The organism is Bosea vestrisii (assembly GCF_030144325.1).
GTDB lineage: Bacteria > Pseudomonadota > Alphaproteobacteria > Rhizobiales > Beijerinckiaceae > Allobosea > Allobosea vestrisii_A.
The window spans coordinates 416501-433992 of record NZ_CP126307.1; the positions used below are offsets into that span (position 1 = coordinate 416501).

Consider the following 17492-nt stretch of genomic DNA (forward strand, 5'->3'; position numbering starts at 1 on the left):
GTCGATTTGGATGGCCTGGCGTGCTGCTCGATCTGAGGACAATCTATCTGGCAGGGGCGATCACCTGCATGATTCTCGGATTCGTGCAGTTGTTCGCCTATGCCACCGGCCGCTTCGAGCGCTGGCCGCTCTGGTGGGGGGTCAGCAACCTGCTGATCGGCCTCGGCCTGATCGGTGTAGGATTGCGGGACGTCATTCCCGACATCGTCTCGATCCCGCTCGCCAACACCGTCAGCTGGATCGGCTATCTGCTCGTCCTGTTCGGGGTCCGAAGCTTTGCTGGTCGGCCGGCTCGCCTGCCGCTCTACATCCTGGCGGCCGCAGCGGCCGCCGTCCCGCTGTTCTTGTGGAACGAGCCGGACGGCTTCGTCCGCCGGGTCGTCCTGGTTTCCATCCTGGTCATGGTCTGCGATGCGCTTCTTGTCCGGGAAGGCCTGCTTTTGTGGCGGCGCGAGCGGCTGGTCTCCGGCGCGATCCTGGCCGCCCTGTTCGCGCCGACGGTCGTGCTCTTCGCACTACGTGCCTGGCTCGCCGCAATCGGAGAGCTCGGCGCCGAGCTGTTTCCTGCCGAAAACTCCAATCCATGGTTCGCCGCGACTGGCACCACCTTCGTGCTTCTACGGAGCAGCGCACTGCTACTGCTCGCCGCCGAACGCAGCCGCAACACGCTGGTCACGCTCGCGCAGCACGATCCTCTCACCGGCGCGATGAACCGCAGCGGCCTGGAGCGCGCCATGAGCCAACTGGCCGCCGATGCCGGCAAGCGGCCTACCCGTGTGGCGCTGCTCCTGATCGACATCGATCATTTCAAGAACCTCAACGATACGCATGGCCACGCCGCCGGCGATCGTATCCTTCAGCTCTTCGCCGAAGCGGCGCGCAGCGAATTGCGCGCCAGCGATATCCTGGCGCGCCATGGCGGCGACGAGTTCGTCGTCGCCCTTCCGCACATGACCACCAGGGAGGCGGTACACGTTGCAAACCGCATCCGGGCTGCCTTCGGGCGGGCTCTCGCCGACTGGGATGGCGTTCCGCTCCAGCCGACGCTGAGCGTGGGCGTCGCCGAAGGCAACGCCGCGAGCGATCGGCTGGAGGCCTTGCTTCAGCACGCGGACGAGGCGCTCTACCGCTCGAAGCGGCTCGGCCGCGATCGGGTCCAGGTGCAGATTCGCGCTCTGGCGAAGTGAGCGTGCCTCAATTCGTCAGATCAGATCCGCAAGCCGCGCCCGTTTCACGCCGAGCGCCGCCATGTCGGCCCAGGCCTTATCGAGCGAACCGTTGAGGTCGATCGCCCGGCACGCCTCCTCGACGACGAGGGTCTCCAGCCCGTTGCGCGCCGCATCCTGCGCTGTCCAGCCGACGCAGAAATCGGTGGCGAGGCCGACGACGACGGCGCGGGCGACGCCGCGTTCTCTGAGATAGCCGCCGAGGCCCGTCGGCGTCTTGCGGTCGGCCTCGACGAAGCCGGAATAGCTGTCGACCTCGCGGCGATAGCCCTTGCGCACGATGGTCTGCGCCATGGTGAGGTCGAGATCGGCGCGGAACTCGGCGCCCTTGCTGCCCTGGATGCAGTGGTCGGGCCAGAGCACCTGCGGGCCATAGGGCATCTGCATCATCTCAAACGGCTTCTTGCCGGGATGGCTGCTGGCGAAGGAGGAATGGCCGGCCGGGTGCCAATCCTGCGTCATGACGACATTGGCGAAGCGCTTACCCAAGGCGTTGATGACGGCGACGACTTCGTCGCCCTTGCCCACCGCCAGGCTGCCGCCCGGGCAGAAATCGTTCTGCACATCGACGACGATGAGGGCGGTCCTTGCATCGATCACCGATTTCTCCTGTGCCTTCAGCGGTGACGCCGCGGCGGATGCGACGAGCACCGTCGCGCCCGCGACCAGGCTGCGCCGGTCGATCTCGAAGCCATCCTGCATCCTCGCCTCCCGAGCTGCTATCGGCGTCTCGGCGGCCGGAGGTGCGGAGCCGGAACCGAAGCGCACCATGTTACCGCCAACCAGAGCGCGACGATATGCCTTCGCGCGCGGACAATGACGACAGCCGGGCGCAGGCCGCCGATCATTCTCCCGCCGCCCGCGTCATCCGCGTGATGCCCCTGCGAGCGGCGAACATGCGGCCATAGACGTCGCCGGCGAGATCGGGCCGATAGCAGCGCTGTTCGAGCAACGGATCCCAGATGTGCTCCACCGTGTCGATCAGCTCGAAATCGGCCGCGAGGCGCGCCTCGAGCTGCAGGCGGTTCTTGCGGTTCTGGTATTCGAGCAGCACCAGCGAGGTCTTCGACAGGTCGAGATGATCGAGCACGTCGCCCTCCCCGCCTTCGATGTCAATCTTGACGATATCGGCTGAGGGCAGGCTCGAAGGATCGACCACCGCAACTTCGTAGCGCTCGACCATGGCGCCGGCCACGAAGGTGTCGCCGGCATAGGACGCGAGCCCCGATTCACCGTCGCCGGCAAAGCGGCTGAGGAAGGTCGCCGTCTTCTGGCCGCCCGGGAACAGCGCGGCATTGACCGTGACAATGTCGCGGCGCTGATGCGTGTTGCGCTTCAAGAGCTCGAAAGTGCCGGGATGCGGCTCGTAGGAGGTCACGGTGCTGCCCGGCCAGCGCGCGCTCGCCCAGAGCGCGAAGGAGCCGACATTGGCGCCGATATCGAGGATGTCGAGGCCGACGCCATCGAAGCCGGCTTCGTATTCGCCTTCTAGCACGTCCTTGATCGCCCAATGCATCGCCTCGGGCACGGCGAGGCTCATCGGGATACGCGCGACATACTGCTTCATTCAGTCCCCCGGACATCATCGTTGTCTGCGCACACTCTGAAGCCTTGGCCGCCGACGGCGCAAGGCCGGGCAGGCTTCAGCGCAGCTCGACGTTCACCACACCGGGCGCGGCGCGCACCGCGTTGGCGACCTGCTGGTTGACCGGATAGCGCCCGGGCAATTCGATCTCGACCTCCTGGGCGCCGTCGTCGAGGATCATCACCAGCGAGATCTTGCCGTCGGCGCGCACGCCGTCGCGCGGCTTCACCCGCTCGGCGATCGAGGACAGCGCCTTGTCATCGCGCAGGAAGATGCAGAGGTCCTGCTTCTGCCGGTTGGCGAGATCGTCGAGCCGCTCGCAATCCTCGATGCGCGGGCGCACCTCCTCGCCGTCGAGCACGGCCGAGAGTCTCAGGACTAATGCCGCACCGGGCTCGAGCAGCTCGCGATAGCGCTGCAGGCCCTCCGAGAACAGGATCGCCTCGAACTGGCCGCTGGGATCGGACAGCTGCACGATACCCATCTTGTTGCCGGATTTGGTCCGGCGTTCCGACCTGTCGATGACGGAGGCGGCGACCTTGGCGATCGAGGTGCCGCTGGCGCGGACATTGCGGGCGAAATCGGCATAGCTCTGCACGCGCAGGCGCTTGAGCACATGCTCGTAGTCGTCGAGTGGATGCCCCGACAGGAAGAATCCGACCGCATCGTGCTCGCGCTGCAGTCGCTCGGCCGGCGCCCAGGGCTCGAAGGGCGGGATGCGGAAGGCTTCCGCCACCCCGCCGCCACCGAAGAGTTCGGACTGGCCACCCTCGGCGGCATCGCGCGTGCGGTTCGAGAGCGCGAGCATGCCATCGACAGCCGCCATCGCCTTGGCCCGCTCCGGCTCGATCTCATCGAGCGTGCCGGCCGAGATCAGCGCCTCGATCGTGCGCCGGTTGACCAGGCGCGTGTCGATCCTGCGGGCGAAATCGGCGAGGTCGCGGAACGGGCCCTGCTTGGCCCGCGCCGCGACGATCGATTCGACCGCCACCCGGCCGACGCCCTTGATCGCGCCGAGAGCATAGCGGATCGCTTCGTCGGCGACGTCGAAATCGACACCGGAGCGGTTGATCGAGGGCGGCTCGACCCTGATACCGAGCCGCTCCGCATCGCGACGGAACTCCGAGAGCTTGTCGGTATTGCCGATATCGAGCGTCATCGACGCTGCGAGGAACTCGACGGGAAAGTTCGCCTTGAGGTAGGCGGTCTGGAAGGCGACCACGGCATAGGCCGCCGCATGGCTCTTGTTGAAGCCGTAGTCGGCGAACTTCGCCAGCAGGTCGAAGATCTCGGAAGCCAGATCCTTCTTCAGCCCGGATTCGATCGCGCCCTTCACGAAACGGTCGCGCTGGGCGTCCATCTCGGCCTTGATCTTCTTGCCCATGGCGCGGCGCAGCAGGTCGGCTTCGCCGAGCGAATAGCCCGACAGCGCCTGCGCCACCTGCATCACCTGTTCCTGGTAGACGATGATGCCATGCGTCTCGGATAGGAACGGCTCCATGCCAGGATGCAGATAGGTCGGCTCCTCGAGCCCGAGCTTGCGGCGGCAATAGGTCGGGATGTTGTCCATAGGGCCGGGGCGGTAGAGCGCCACCAGCGCGATCAGGTCCTCGATCCGGTCGGCCTTCATTTCGACCAGCGCCTTGCGCATGCCGACCGATTCCACCTGGAACACGCCGACCGTCTCGCCGCGCGACAGCATCTCGTAGGTCTTCGGATCGTCGAAGGGCAGCTGCGCCAGGTCGACCGCGATCCCGCGCTGGGCGATCAGCTTGACCGCGATGGTCAGCGTGGTCAGCGTCTTCAAGCCGAGGAAGTCGAACTTCACCAGCCCTGCCTGCTCGACCCATTTCATGTTGAACTGGGTGACGCGCATGCCGGTGCGCGGGTCGACCGAGAGCGCGACCAGCTCTTCCAGCGGCCGGTCGCCGATGACGACGCCGGCGGCGTGGGTCGAGGCGTGGCGGTGCAGCCCCTCGAGCTTCTGGGCGATCTCGAGCAGACGCGCGACGACCGGCTCCTCGGCCGCCGCCTCCTGCAGCTTCGGCTCGCCGGCGATGGCTTCGGGCAAGGTGATCGGCTTGGCCGGGTTCTGCGGCACCAGCTTGGTCAGCTTGTCGACCTGGCCGTAGGGCATTTCCAGCACGCGGCCGACGTCGCGCAGCACGCCGCGCGCCTGCAAAGTGCCGAAGGTGATGATCTGGGCGACCCGCTGCTCGCCATAGCGATGCTTGACGTAGTCGATCACCTCTTCACGCCGGTACTGGCAGAAGTCGATGTCGAAGTCCGGCATCGAGACGCGGTCGGGGTTGAGGAAGCGCTCGAACAGCAGGCCGAAGCGCAGCGGGTCGACGTCGGTGATGGTCAAGGCATAGGCGACGAGCGAGCCTGCGCCCGAACCGCGCCCCGGCCCGACCGGGATGTCGTGATCCTTGGCCCATTTGATGAAGTCGGCAACGATCAGGAAATAGCCCGGGAATTTCATCCGGGTGATAATTGAGAGCTCGAAGGCGAGCCGTTTTTCGTAGTCCTCGACCGTGAAGGCCCCAGCCGGTCCATGCTTGGCCAACCGTGCTTCGAGCCCCGCCTTCGCCTGGCTCTCCAGCTCTTCTGCTTCGTCGCGACCCTCCTCGCCGAAGCGCGGCAGGATCGGCTTGCGCAGGCCGACGCGCCAGGAGCAGCGCCGGGCGATCTCGACGGTCGACGCCAACGCTTCCGGCAGGTCGGCGAAGCGCCGCTTCATCTCTGCCCGGCTGGCGAAATAATGCTCCGGCGTGACGCGTCGGCGTTCATTGTCGGAGACCAGCCGGCCGGCCGCGACCGCAAGCAGTGCGTCATGCGCCTCGAAATCGGCCGGCTTGCCAAAATAAGGTTCGTTGGTGGCGACGATCGGCAGATCATTGTCATAGGCGAGCCGCAGCAGCCCGGCCTCGATCGCCGCTCCGTCCTCGCGATCATGGCGCTGAAGCTCGACGTAGAGCCGGTCGCCGAAGATCGCCCGCAGTCGCTTCAGCCGCGTTTCCGCCTGGGCCGGCTGGCCGGCACGCAGCGCCGCGTCAAGCGGCCCACCGAAGCCGCCGGTCAGCGCAATCAGATCATGGGCGCATTCGGCGACATGGTCGATCGCCGCGACCGGCGCGCCAGCCCCGGCCACCAGGCAGGCCTGCGTCACCAGCTTCATCAGATTGCTGTAGCCGGCCTCGCTCGTCGCCAGCAGGACGAGATGTGGCGTCACGCTCTGGATCGGCTTGCGTCCGCCCGTGTCCTCATCGGCGAAGTCGACGGAGAGCTGGACGCCCGCGATCGGCTGGACACCGGAGCTCGCCAGCTTCTCGGAGAATTCGAGCGCGCCGAACAGATTGTTGGTGTCGGTCAGCGCCATGGCCGGCTGGCCGTCGCCGGCGGCGAGCTTGGCGAGCGTGCCGACCTGGATCGCGCCCTCGAGCAGCGAATAGCTCGAATGAACATGCAGATGGACGAAGCCGACCTCGTCCTGAACCAGTGCGTCGTCTTTGCGGTCGGTCATCGCGCCCTCCGGCGCGCCATCCGTTCAGCCAGTGGGCCGAGCGGGAGGACTTGCGCCGATTCTTGATCCTGGGAGCATGCTCCGAACCGGTTATGGCGCGCCACCCCATCTCGGTCGAGCGGGCCGGGATGCGAGGCTGTGGACACGTCGCCAAAGCATCTCCAGCCTCCGTCCGTAAGGCTGTCAGACGTGCGGCCCCGAGGCGAGCGCCGCCCAAACCCAGATCATTCCCACGAAGAGCGCGAGCGCGAGGAACTCCACGGCTCCGGCCATCAGCTTACGGGCAACCAGCATGTCCGACCTCCAATGTTCTCTATATGTTCATATTAGTTTTCTGTTTGTTCGCGTCAATGTCGCAACGGCGCTGCTAGGCTGCTGACGTCGCAGGCGGTTAACGAGCATTTACCGAAGCTGAAAGGGGGTTAACGGCGACACCTGCCCGCCCGGCGGAATCGTGTAAGGCTCGGCCGCATGACCTCCTCCCCTGATCAGCCCCGCCCTCGGCTCCGCAACGAGACGCTCGGCGTCGTGCTGATGGCGGTGTCGATGCTGATCATCCCGACCTCCGACGCCATCGCCAAATATCTCAGCAGCGCTCACTCACCGGTCTTCCTGAGCTGGATACGCTATGTCGCGGCGCTCGGTTTCATCCTCCCGGTCGCCCTGCTCCAGCGCGGGCGCATGACGGCAACGGCCTCGGCATCCTCGGGCCGCTACTGGCTGTCGCAAATCCTGCGCACGGCCTTCCTCGTCGCGGCGATGACACTCTATTTCGTGGCGATCGTGCGGATTCCGCTAGCCGATGCGCTCGGCGCCTATTTCATCGCCCCGATCGTGGCGACCCTGCTCGCCTCAATCGCGCTGCGCGAGCGGCTCGACCGGCGAAAGCTGCTCGCAGTCGCCCTCGGCTTCGTCGGCGCCATCCTCGTCGTGCGCCCGGGTACCGAGACCAGCACCGACACGCTGATCGCGCTCGCCTCCGGCTTCTGCATGGCCTGCTATCTGGTGCTGACCCGCGCCACCGCGCAGGACCGGCCACCGGTGGCGACGCTGACGATCCAGCTCGTGCTCGGCATCCTGATGCTGATGCCGTTCGCCCTGCTGCAATGGACGACGCCGACGCGCGAAGAGCTGCTGCTGATCCTGCTGATGGGCCTGGTCGCCACGATCAGCAACCTGATGACGATCAGCGCCTTCCGCCTGGCGCAGGTGCAGACGCTCTCGCCCTTGGTCTATCTCGAGCTGATCGGCGCGACCGCGCTCGGCTTTGTCGTGTTCGGCGACCTGCCTTCGCCGATAACCTGTGCCGGAATCGCCGTGATTGTCGTCGCCGGGCTGATCGTTGCGACCACTTCACCCGCGCGCCGCAAGAGCTGAGGCAGCGCGCCTCAGCCGGCAGCCTGCGTCGCCTGCTCGGTCCGCTCCTCGATCAGGCTCAGCAGCACGCGCGACTCGCCGTCATGGCTCGCGATGAGCACACGCCTGATACCGATCAGGCGGCGGCCGTTCCCAGGTGTCTCGATCGCGCGTACCGTCATTGTGGCGCCGGCCTCCGCCCGCTGGAGCTGGCGCTCCTCGTGCTCGATCCAGTCAGCGGTCTCGGCATCGAAGACATCGCGCGCCGTCCCGCCGATCATCTCGGCACGGCTGACGCCGAACAGGACCTCTGCCGCGCGATTGACGAATAGGTAGCGGAGCGTCGCCGCGTCCTTGGCGACGATGGCCACGCCGATGTTCTCCATGATCGCTGCGAGCAGATGCTCGGTGCGCTCGAGCGAGCGCTGCAGATGCCGTTGCTCGGTGAAATCCTCATGCGTCGACACCCAGCCGACGCCGCCGGTCATCGGCCGCTCGACGATACGGATGACCCGTCCGTCCTTGAGGTCGACATGCTTGACGGCGGGCCTGCCCTGCTCGATCCGCGCAAGGATGGCCTCGACATAGCTCTCGACGTCGCCGGCGAAGGTACCAATCTCGATCCGGCGCCGAAGGATATCGCGGATCGTCAGGCCCGATTGCGGCATGTCCTGCGGAAGCCGATAGATCTTCCGGTAGGACGCGTTCATTAGGATGATCTTGCCCTCCGGGTCCAGCATCATCAGGCCCGGCATCATGCTGTTGATCGCTGCCAGCAGATGGCGCTTGTTCTCCTGGAGCTGAATTTCGAGATTGTCGCGCTGCCGCGAGCTCGTCCGTTCAAGCGTCCGCAATTCCTTGTTGCGGATCAGCGTGTCCTGAAGCTGCTGCACGGCCTGTCCGAGCTTGCCGACTTCGTCGAGACGCTCGCTGTGCGGCACAGTGACGACCACCTTGCCGGCCGCGATGTGGTCGGCGGTTTCGGTGATCTCGTGCAACGGGGCGATCAGCGAGCGGCGGATCAACGCGCCAACGTAAGCAGCAAGAGCGAGCACCGCGAGGCCGAGCAGAACGATGAGCCAGGTGGTGAACCAGGCACGCTGATTCAGGATGACGACCTCATCGGCTCGCCGCGCATAGATCTGCCCGAGCGCTTCCAGATCTGCATTGAGCGCAGCCCTGGCGGTGCGGTTTGCTTCGTTGTCACCCCAAGCCCGCCCGGCCGCCTGGCTGACGACATTTGCGCGGCGCACCAGTTCGGCGCGGAAACGGATGAAGTCACCGATGCGCGGCTTGAACGCGGCAAAGAGCTCGGCATCGTCGTTTCGGACGATCTTCTCCCAGGCATCGACCACATCGGCGAGGTCGCGATTGCGTTTCAGCAGGTTTTCGCCGTAGCGCGCCACCGTCGCGGAATCGCTCGACATGTAGATGCCGCGCGATTCCATCACGACAGCGTAGATCAAGCCGTTCGCCCGCTCGACATAGGCGGCCGAGCGCGACGAAAGGCTGAGCTTGTCCTGGTATTCCGCCTGCTGCCGGAAGGATAGGAGCGCCACCGCCACCAGCGCGCAGATCATGACGAAGAAGGCGCAGCTCGCAGCATAGACCTGATGGCGCAGGCTGACGGCCCGCAGACGATCGAGGATATGGCGCTGCACCATGTCAGCGACCTCCACTTGAAGGAGGCCAGTGCTGCACGCGAATTCCTTAAGGTCAGGTTTCGCAGCCGCGGTGCCCGCAGTTTGCGGGAGAAGCTACCGGACCAGGCCCGAGAGCAGCGCAACGATCGCACGCGGCTCGATCTCGGATGGCGTCTCGTCGAACGCGGCGCGATAATAGTCGAGCATGCTGAGCTGCTCGAAATTGTTCCAGATCTCCTCGTCGTTCATCGCCTGGCCGCGCTCCTCGAGATTGAGAATCATGCCGTAATCCTCGGTGCCGGGCTCGCCGGAGACCAGCGGCGGCGGTAGCGGCTCGGAGCGCAATTCGTGTTCCGCCGCGGCGATCGCCGCCAAAGCCCCGGTAACCCAGACGCGATGATAAGCGTTGGAGACGTCCCGCTCGGGCTCGCCAGCGCTGGTCAATATAGCGCGGCAGGCGGCAGCGAACGTATCGACCATGCCGTTGCGCTCGGCCAGCCGGTCGGCCGCGTTGTAGTTGGCGTGGATCGGGTCGACATAGGCGAATTCGTTCTGCAGCAGCCGCGCCGGCTCGCCCTGGAGGAAGAGCCAGGGATAGGCGTTGTCGATCAGGATCTGGCCGGGCAGCAGATGCGCGGCCTGATTCTCGCCGGAGGCGCTGAAGAACTGCTGCTCGGCACCTTTGCAGGTCACGCTTGGATTGGGCGTCAGCGGCAGCCCTCCCTGGCCCGGCATCCGGATCGCCGCCATGTAGACCAGCACCTTGGCGACGCGCGCATTGCGCGAATGGCCGTGCCAGATCGCCTTTTCATTATCGGAGGAAAAGCGCTGGACTCGCAGCAGGCGGAAGCGCTCCTGGGCCGAGACGGCGCGATCGGGAGAACGACGACGTCCCATCTCAGCCGCCGATAATGACGGTCGGCATGCCCATGGCGATCTTGTTCGGCGGCCCGACCGCTTCGATGATGGTGTCGCCCACGCGGCACGCTGGCAGTCCGTTGATCAGCACGGTCTGCGAGCCGTCGATCACCACGCCCGGCCCATGCGGCGGGATCGGCAGCGGCGTCGCGCAGATATGGATGTCGGCTCCCCCGGCGGCGCCGGTGATCATCGAGCCCATGCTGGCGGCAGCGGTCGCCTTCGCGGTTTCTTCCGCGACCTTGGCGGCCGGCGCGCCTGGTGTGCCCGCCGCCGCGAGCGTCGCCGCCTCGGCCACCTGGATCGCCGCGTCAGAGGTAGCCTTGGCCCCCTGGATCGCCGCCGCGGCGCCGGCCGGAACCCCGCGCCAGGCGAGTTTGCCTCCGATGATCACATTAACGCTTCCGGGACCTGGCTGCAGCACGCCGGGCAAGGGATGGATGGTGGGATCGAGAATGCGCGCGGCTGGGCCTTTCGGCATGGGACACCTTCATGGATCGCTCGGTCCGGAGCTTCGCTCCGGCCGGCCGGGCAAGTCAACGAGGCGGTTCGCCCTGGCGAAGACCGCCTTGTGGCAGGCAGAGCCGGTCTTGCCATCGTCCATACGAATGGTGACGCTCCGGAACGAGCTGTATATGCTCCCGGCAAGGCCTTGAGATAGCGAGAACCGGATGTCGTGGTATAGTAAGGTCGTCTGGTCCGAAGGCTTGTTCCTGCGGCCGCATCATCTGCAGCAGAACGATCGTTATCTCGAGAATCTGCTGGAGAATCGCGTCCGGCAGGTCACGCCTTATCCGTGGGGGTTCTCGGTGCTCGAGATCGACCGCGACCTGGCACAGCAGAGCCGCATCGGGCTCAGGCGCGCCGTTGGCGTGATGCCGGACGGCACGCCCTTCGCCATGCCGGACAATTCACCGCTGCCGCCGGCGATCGAGGTGCCGGAAAACGCCTCCGGCCAGATGGCCTGGCTCTCGCTGCCGCTCGCGGCCTCCAACACGCGCGAAGTCGAGGACAGTTTGAGCGGCTCGGCCAGCCGCTTTTATCCGGCGACCGAGATGCTGATCGATTCGACCGCCTCGCTGCGGGTCGACGAAGAGATCGACATCGCCCATCCGCGCTTCGGCCTCGAGCTGCGCAAGACCAGCAAGCCCGGCTATGTCGGCCTCGCGCTCGGGCGCATCCTCGAAGTGCGTGACCGCGCCATCTTGTTCGACGAGAAGTTCGCGCCGCCGGTGCTGCTTTGCTCGGCCCATCCGGTGGTCGACGGCTGGATGGATCGCGTCATCGGCTGGATCGACAACAAGCTCGAAGAGCTCGCCCGCTACGCCGCCGATCCGACCGCCGGCGGCGGCTTGCAAAGCGCCGACTACTTCATCCTGCAATTGCTCAACCGGCACATCCCGGTGCTGAAACACATGCGCGGTTCGCGTTTCGTCCACCCGGAACGCCTGTTCATCACGCTGCTTTCCATCGCTGGGGAGCTAGCCACTTTCACCACTGCCGAGCGCCGCGCCCGCGACTACCCGGCATACGACCATGACGACCTGGAAGGCTGCTTCACCCCGGTGGTGCGCGATATCCAGGACTTCCTCTCGGCCCAGCTCGGCCGCCGCGCCATCCGGCTCGAGATCGTCGAGCGCGCGCAGAACGCCTTCATGTCCACGATCCGCGACCGCGCCCTTATGCGCAACGCGACGCTGGTCCTGGAAGTGGCCGCGCGCCGGCCCCTCACCGAGATCCAGTCGCAGTTTCCGCATCTGTTCAAGATCGGCCCCAACACCAAGATGAACGAGATCGTCCATGCCCATCTGCCGGGCATCAATCTCGTTCATTTGCCGACGCCGCCGCCCCAGATCCGGGCACTGACCGACCATGTCTATTTCTATCTCGACCGCACCTCGCCGCTCTGGCCGGAGTTCAGCACGGCGAGTTCGATCGGCATGCACTTCTCCGGTGACTGGCCCGATCTCGAAATGGAGCTCTGGGCCGTGCTCGAGGGCAGGCGATGAGCAACGACGGCCCGTCCGATCCGTTTGGCCGCTCCGACCGGACATTCATCCGGCCGAACCCGGCGGGTCGGCGCGTGCCGCCACCCTCGCGCCCGGCGCCGGACGCAGCTCCGGGATATCCGCCGCAGGGCCAGCCTTATCCGCCGCCAAACGCGCCCTATCCGCCGCAGCCGCCCGCCGGCTATCCACCGCAGGCCTCGCCCTATGGGCCCTCCGGTGCGCCGCAGTACCCGCAAGGAGCCCCCTCGCCCGGCGTGCCCGGCGGCGAGGAGTGGATGTCTCAGCCGCAGCCGCGGCAAAGCGCGCCACCGCCCCCGCAGGGCTATGTGCCGCAGGCTTTGCCGAAGCGCGAGCAGATGCTCACGCCCAACGTCAATCCGCTGCTCAAGGCCGCCGGCCCGCTGCTGCTGCTGCTCGGGCGCCTGCGCGCCAATCTCTCCAGCGCGCCGGCGACGCAGATGATCGGCCAGGTCGGCGAGACCATCGAGGCCTTCGACCATGAGGTTCGCGCCGCCGGCTTCACCGCCGAGCAGACGCGCACGGCGAAATACATCATCTGCGCCTTTGCCGACGACATCGTCCAGAACATCCCTGGCGACGAGCGCCATGTCTGGACGCAGTACAGCATGCTCTCGCGCTTCTTCGGCGAGCGGACTGGCGGTGTGCGATTTTTCGAGGAGTTGGATCGCGCCAAGCGGGATCCGAGCGTCAATTACGACCTGCTCGAACTGATGCATGCCTGCCTGTCGCTCGGCTTCGAGGGCGTGCACCGCACCTCGGCCGGTGGCGCCGCCAACTTGCAGATGATCCAGCGCAGCCTGTTCGAGACGCTGAGGCGTGTGAAGCAGCCCGATCCCGAATTGTCGCCACGCTGGCAGGGCCAGGCTCTGGTCGGGCGGCTGGCGCGCTTCAAGATACCGGTATGGTCGGTCGCTGCCGTGGCGGCGGTCGCCGTGCTCGGCCTCTATTTCATCTTCCGCGCCTTGCTCGGCGGCAATGCCGAGGCCTCGGCCGCCGCCCTGCTTTCGGTCCATCCCAAGGGCGATATCGAGATCATCCGCAAGGTCGCCGCAAGGCCGCCGCCGCCATTGCCGCCTCCGGCGCAGCAGCCCAAGGTCTGCGCCACGGTGCAGCCGCCGATCACCTGCCAGGTCACACCGAACCTGATCATCGTGCGCCTGATGGACATCACCCTGTTCGATCCGGGCCAGGCCGTGGTGCGCAACGAATTCCGCCCGCTGATCGAGCGGATTTCCGCCGTGCTCAACGAGGAAGGCGGCGCGATCAAGGTCGTCGGCCACTCCGACTCCGACCCCATCCGCACGGCCCGCTTCCCCTCCAATCTCGAATTATCGAAGGCTCGCGCCATAGCGGTCGGCGACCTCTTGAAGAGCAAGCTGAAGCAGCCGGACCGCATCAGCACCGATGGCAAGGGCCAGGACGCGCCGATCGACACCAACGCAACCGCAGCCGGCAAGGCTAAGAACCGACGCGTCGAAATCCTGATCCAGCGGAACGGCTAGGGCGGGCGACGATGCAGGAGACGGGCAGACGATGAATCTCGCGACGTGGCTCAGGATCGCAGCCATCTTTGTCGGCGCACTCGCGCTGACGCTGCTGATCTGGTTCGGCGGCCCCTTCGTCGCTTTCGGCGAAGTGCGTCCGTTCGAATCGGTCTGGGTCAGGCTGCCGATCGCGCTGATTCTTATGCTCGGCGCGCTCGGCTGGATCGCCTGGATCGTGATCAGCCGGCGCAGAGCCGTCGCCGCGCTCTCCGACGCGATGGCCAAGGAGGAGTCGCAAACCGGCGACGGTGCCGCGCTCGGCGCCGGCATGCGCGATGCGCTGGCGACGCTCAGGCGCACCCGCGGCAAGGATGGCGGCGACTATCTCTACGACCTGCCCTGGTACGTGATCATCGGCCCGCCCGGCGCCGGCAAGACGACCGCGCTGGTCAATTCGGGGCTGAAGTTCCCCCTCGCCCGCGGCGGCCAGGCGCCGGCGGCGGTCGCCGGCAATGGCGGCACCCGCTATTGCGACTGGTGGTTTGCCGAAGAAGCGGTGCTGATCGACACTGCCGGCCGCTACACCACGCAGGACACCGACAGCAAGGCTGAACGGACAAGCTGGCTCTCCTTCCTCGACCTGCTCAAGTCGAACCGGCCGCGCCAGCCGATCAACGGCGTCATGGTCGCGATCAGCGTCGAGGACCTGCTGACCTCCTCGCAGGAGGAGATCACCGCCCATGCCGAGGCGATCCGCGCCCGCCTGCTCGAGCTCAACGAGCGGCTGAAGGTCGACTTCCCGGTCTATGCCGTCTTCACCAAGACCGACCTGATCGCCGGCTTCAACGAGTTCTTCGCCGCGCTCTCCGAGCCGCAGCGGCGCATGGTCTGGGGCCACACCTTCCAGACCGTCGACAAGACCCGCAACATGATCGGTGACGTGCTGCCGGAATTCGACGCGCTGATCGAGCGCCTGAACGAGCGCCTCTCCGACCGCCTGCAGGACGAGCATAACCCGACCTCGCGCGCCAAGCTCTTTGGCCTGCCGAGCCAGATGGCCGCACTGAAGCCGATCGTGAACGATTTTCTCGGCCGGGTCTTCGAGCCGACGCGCTACCAGTCGAGCGCGACGCTGCGCGGCTTCTACTTCACCTCCGGCACCCAGGAAGGCACGCCGATCGACCAGCTGATCGGTGCGCTCTCGCGCAATTTCGGCAGCGAGCACGCCGATTCCGGCAGCTATTCCGGCCGCGGCAAGAGCTTCTTCCTCACCGACCTGATCCAGAAGGTGATCATCGGCGAATCCGGCTGGGTCTCGACCGATTTGCGCGCCGCTCGCCGCTCGACCTTGCTGCGCATCGCCGGCTTCGCCGCGGTCGCGCTGGTCTCGGTGGCGCTCGGCGGCATGTGGTGGACGAGCTATGCCCGCAACAGCGACCTGATCAACCAGAGCAATTACGGCCTCGCCGACTATCGCTCCAGCGCCGCGCCGGTGCTGCAGGAGACCACCCTCTCCGAGCGCAATTTCAGCCGTGTCCTGCCGCTGCTGCACAAGCTGCGCCACATGCCGGCCGGCTACGCCGACAAGGACGAGCCAACGCCGGTTGCCGCCACCTTCGGCCTGAGCCAGCGCGAGCGCCTGCAATCGGCGGCGCAGGAGAGCTACCATCAGGCGCTGGAGCGGCTGCTGCGCTCGCGCATCATCTTCCGGCTCGAGGAGCAGCTCGAGGCCAACGTCAACAACCCCGGCTTCATCTACGAGGCGCTCAAGGTCTATCTGATGGTCGGCGGCCGCGCTCCGCTCGACCGCGACCTCGTGCTCGCCTGGATGCGGCTCGACTGGGCCGAGAACCTCTTCCCCGGCGCCGCCAACGCCAAGGGGCGCGAGGCACTGGAGGAGCATCTCCTCGCACTACTCGACCTCGACGACGGCAGCGAGCCCGTGGTCAAGCTCAACCAGCCGCTCATCGAGAGCAGCCAGCGCACGCTGCGCCGGCTTAGCATCGCCGAGCGCGCCTATGAGCTGCTGCGCACTCAGGGACGCAATGCCGGTCGCGATTGGGTCGCGGCGATCCGCGGCGGCTCGGATGCACGGCTGGTCTTCGAGGGCGTCTCCGGCGAGGATCTCGATTCGATCCGGGTGCCCTATTTCTACACCTATGACGGCTTCCAGAGCGCCTTCGTCGACCGGCTCGGCGATATCGGCGAGCGCATCGAGAAGGAACGCTGGGTGCTCGGCGACAATGCCGACCAGGCGGCGATCACCTCGCAATATGCCAGCCTGTTCCAGGATCTGCTCAAGCTCTACGCGCGCGATTTCACCGCGTCCTGGCAGCGGACGCTGCGCCGGCTGAAACTGCGTCCCCTCAACGCCGACAAGCCGAAATACATCGCGCTCTCGGCGATCGCCGCCCCGACCTCGCCCTTCAAGCAATTGCTCGAATCGATCCGCGACGAGACGCAATTGACGAAAGAGCGGGCGGCGGCGAAGCGGCCGGCTGGGGCGCAAGCGGCCGAGAAGATGGCGGGGCAAGTCGCCGACAAGGCCGCCAAAACCCTGGAGGAGCGCGCCAATTATTCGCTCAGCCGCCTCGGCACCAGCCTGCCGCTCAGCGCGCCCGGCGTCGACCGCGTCCTCGGGGGCGGTGGTGGCGGCGAGGCGCTCGGCGCCAATATCGAGGCGCAGTTCAAGGCCTTCCACGTCCTGGTCGAAGGCGATGGCGGCAAGCGGCCGGTCGATCAGGCGCTGCAGATCTTCGCCGAGATCAACCAGAACCTCGCCATCGCCGCGACCACGCCGGCGCAGGCTGCCGCCGCCAATGCGGCGCTCGTGCCGCTGATCGCCTCGCTGCGCGGCAATTCCTCGCGTTATCCGGCTCCGTTCGACGCGATGATCGTCGCAGCGGTCAACGATTTCGAGGGCGATGCCACCGGCGCGACCGTCTCGCTGCTGCGGCAAGCGCTCGCCAGCGACGTCGCGCGCCAGTGCGCCGAGATCCTGACCAACCGCTATCCCTTCGTGAAGGCCTCGACGCGCGACATTCCGCTCACCGCCTTCGCCAGCATGTTCGCTCCCGGCGGCACCATGGACAAGTTCATGAAGGAGCGGCTCGACCCCTATATCGACAAGTCCGGCCAGAATTGGAACTGGCGTCAGGACAGCCGGGTCGCCCGCGCCCTCTCGCCGACGACGTTGCGCGAATTCCAGCGCGCCAGCGACATCCGCGAGGCCTTCTTCCCGACCGGCGGCAACCTGCCCAACTTCCAGATGGTCGTCGTGCCGACCACCATCTCCTCGGATGCGCAGAGCGCCAAGCTCGAGATCAACGGCTTCACCGTCGCCAGCCAGCAGGGCGTCAACACGCCGACGCCGGTGATGTGGCCGGGCGCGGGGCTGAAGAAGACCTCGATCATCCTGGCGATCGGTGGCGCTGCTGCCAACAACAATGCCGGCGGCATCTTCGGCGGCGGCTTCTTCTCCAACAGCCCGACCCCGGCCGCGCCGAGCGAGGTCAAGATGTTCGAGCGCGACGGCGACTGGTCCTTCTTCCGCCTGCTCGATGCCGGCTCGGTGCTGCGCCAGGGCGACAACGTCGTCTTCACCCTCGCCGCCAGTGGCCGCCAGGTCGGCTACCAGTTCGGCGTCGGCTCGCTGAAGAACCCGCTGGTGCTGCCGGCGCTGCGCGAAATCCGTTGTCCGGCGGGGATTTGAGAATGGGCTGCG

Annotated in this window: 11 protein-coding genes; 5 read left to right on the forward strand and 6 right to left on the reverse strand. The window is 66.5% G+C overall.

Going from position 1 to position 17492, the window contains the following annotated elements; all coding sequences use genetic code 11:
• The first annotated feature begins 20 nt into the window (after positions 1-20).
• Complete coding sequence (locus QO058_RS02005; RefSeq protein ID WP_284170076.1) at positions 21-1187, forward strand: GGDEF domain-containing protein; 1167 nt, start codon at positions 21-23, stop codon at positions 1185-1187.
• A gap of 15 nt (positions 1188-1202) precedes the next feature.
• Here QO058_RS02005 and pncA read toward each other — a convergent pair whose 3' ends face one another.
• From pncA to dnaE, 3 genes are all read right to left on the reverse strand, one after another.
• Positions 1203-1928, reverse strand: a complete 726-nt coding sequence (gene pncA, locus QO058_RS02010) for a bifunctional nicotinamidase/pyrazinamidase (RefSeq protein WP_284170077.1) — start codon at positions 1926-1928, stop codon at positions 1203-1205.
• Positions 1929-2070: 142 nt separating this feature from the next.
• The gene (locus tag QO058_RS02015) at positions 2071-2793 is read right to left on the reverse strand and encodes an FkbM family methyltransferase (RefSeq protein ID WP_284170078.1); all 723 of its coding nucleotides are present in this window, start codon (positions 2791-2793) and stop codon (positions 2071-2073) included.
• 76 nt (positions 2794-2869) lie between these two features.
• On the reverse strand, positions 2870-6337 hold the full coding sequence (gene dnaE, locus QO058_RS02020) for a DNA polymerase III subunit alpha (RefSeq protein WP_284170079.1): 3468 nt from the start codon (positions 6335-6337) through the stop codon (positions 2870-2872).
• 471 nt (positions 6338-6808) lie between these two features.
• On the opposite strand from dnaE, the gene QO058_RS02025 reads away from it, so the two are divergent.
• Positions 6809-7714 carry a DMT family transporter gene (locus QO058_RS02025; protein ID WP_284170080.1) on the forward strand — a complete coding sequence of 302 codons (906 nt, stop codon included), beginning with the start codon at positions 6809-6811 and terminating at the stop codon, positions 7712-7714.
• 11 nt (positions 7715-7725) lie between these two features.
• Here the strand turns inward: QO058_RS02025 and QO058_RS02030 are convergent, their stop codons facing one another.
• The 3 genes from QO058_RS02030 to QO058_RS02040 all read right to left on the reverse strand — a co-directional run bounded on the left by QO058_RS02030 (position 7726) and on the right by QO058_RS02040 (position 10735).
• Entirely contained in the window at positions 7726-9357 is a 1632-nt protein-coding gene (locus QO058_RS02030; RefSeq protein WP_284170081.1) for a PAS-domain containing protein, read from the reverse strand.
• Positions 9358-9450: 93 nt separating this feature from the next.
• Complete coding sequence (locus QO058_RS02035) at positions 9451-10233, reverse strand: hypothetical protein (RefSeq protein WP_284170082.1); 783 nt, start codon at positions 10231-10233, stop codon at positions 9451-9453.
• Position 10234: 1 nt separating this feature from the next.
• The gene (locus QO058_RS02040) at positions 10235-10735 is read right to left on the reverse strand and encodes a PAAR domain-containing protein (RefSeq protein WP_284170083.1); all 501 of its coding nucleotides are present in this window, start codon (positions 10733-10735) and stop codon (positions 10235-10237) included.
• A gap of 190 nt (positions 10736-10925) precedes the next feature.
• Here QO058_RS02040 and tssK point away from each other — a divergent pair, with 190 nt between their 5' ends.
• From tssK to tssM, 3 genes are read left to right on the forward strand one after another with little or no spacing between them, the layout of a single operon-like run.
• Complete coding sequence (gene tssK, locus QO058_RS02045) at positions 10926-12263, forward strand: type VI secretion system baseplate subunit TssK (RefSeq protein WP_284170084.1); 1338 nt, start codon at positions 10926-10928, stop codon at positions 12261-12263.
• Complete coding sequence (gene icmH, locus QO058_RS02050; protein ID WP_284170085.1) at positions 12260-13786, forward strand: type IVB secretion system protein IcmH/DotU; 1527 nt, start codon at positions 12260-12262, stop codon at positions 13784-13786. The genes tssK and icmH overlap by 4 nt, the downstream gene beginning before the upstream one ends.
• Positions 13787-13817: 31 nt before the next feature.
• Positions 13818-17480, forward strand: coding sequence for a type VI secretion system membrane subunit TssM (gene tssM / locus QO058_RS02055; RefSeq protein WP_284170086.1), 3663 nt, complete (start codon positions 13818-13820; stop codon positions 17478-17480).
• The last annotated feature ends 12 nt before the right edge of the window (positions 17481-17492 follow it).

Coding starts and splice junctions, on each gene's coding strand:
- tssK (WP_284170084.1), top strand. CDS start 10,926: ATGTCGTGGTATAGTAAGGTCGTCTGGTCCGAAGGCTTGTTCCTGCGG.
- QO058_RS02030 (WP_284170081.1), bottom strand. CDS start 9,357: ATGGTGCAGCGCCATATCCTCGATCGTCTGCGGGCCGTCAGCCTGCGC.
- tssM (WP_284170086.1), top strand. CDS start 13,818: ATGAATCTCGCGACGTGGCTCAGGATCGCAGCCATCTTTGTCGGCGCA.
- QO058_RS02025 (WP_284170080.1), top strand. CDS start 6,809: ATGACCTCCTCCCCTGATCAGCCCCGCCCTCGGCTCCGCAACGAGACG.
- QO058_RS02040 (WP_284170083.1), bottom strand. CDS start 10,735: ATGCCGAAAGGCCCAGCCGCGCGCATTCTCGATCCCACCATCCATCCC.
- QO058_RS02035 (WP_284170082.1), bottom strand. CDS start 10,233: ATGGGACGTCGTCGTTCTCCCGATCGCGCCGTCTCGGCCCAGGAGCGC.
- icmH (WP_284170085.1), top strand. CDS start 12,260: ATGAGCAACGACGGCCCGTCCGATCCGTTTGGCCGCTCCGACCGGACA.
- pncA (WP_284170077.1), bottom strand. CDS start 1,928: ATGCAGGATGGCTTCGAGATCGACCGGCGCAGCCTGGTCGCGGGCGCG.
- dnaE (WP_284170079.1), bottom strand. CDS start 6,337: ATGACCGACCGCAAAGACGACGCACTGGTTCAGGACGAGGTCGGCTTC.
- QO058_RS02015 (WP_284170078.1), bottom strand. CDS start 2,793: ATGAAGCAGTATGTCGCGCGTATCCCGATGAGCCTCGCCGTGCCCGAG.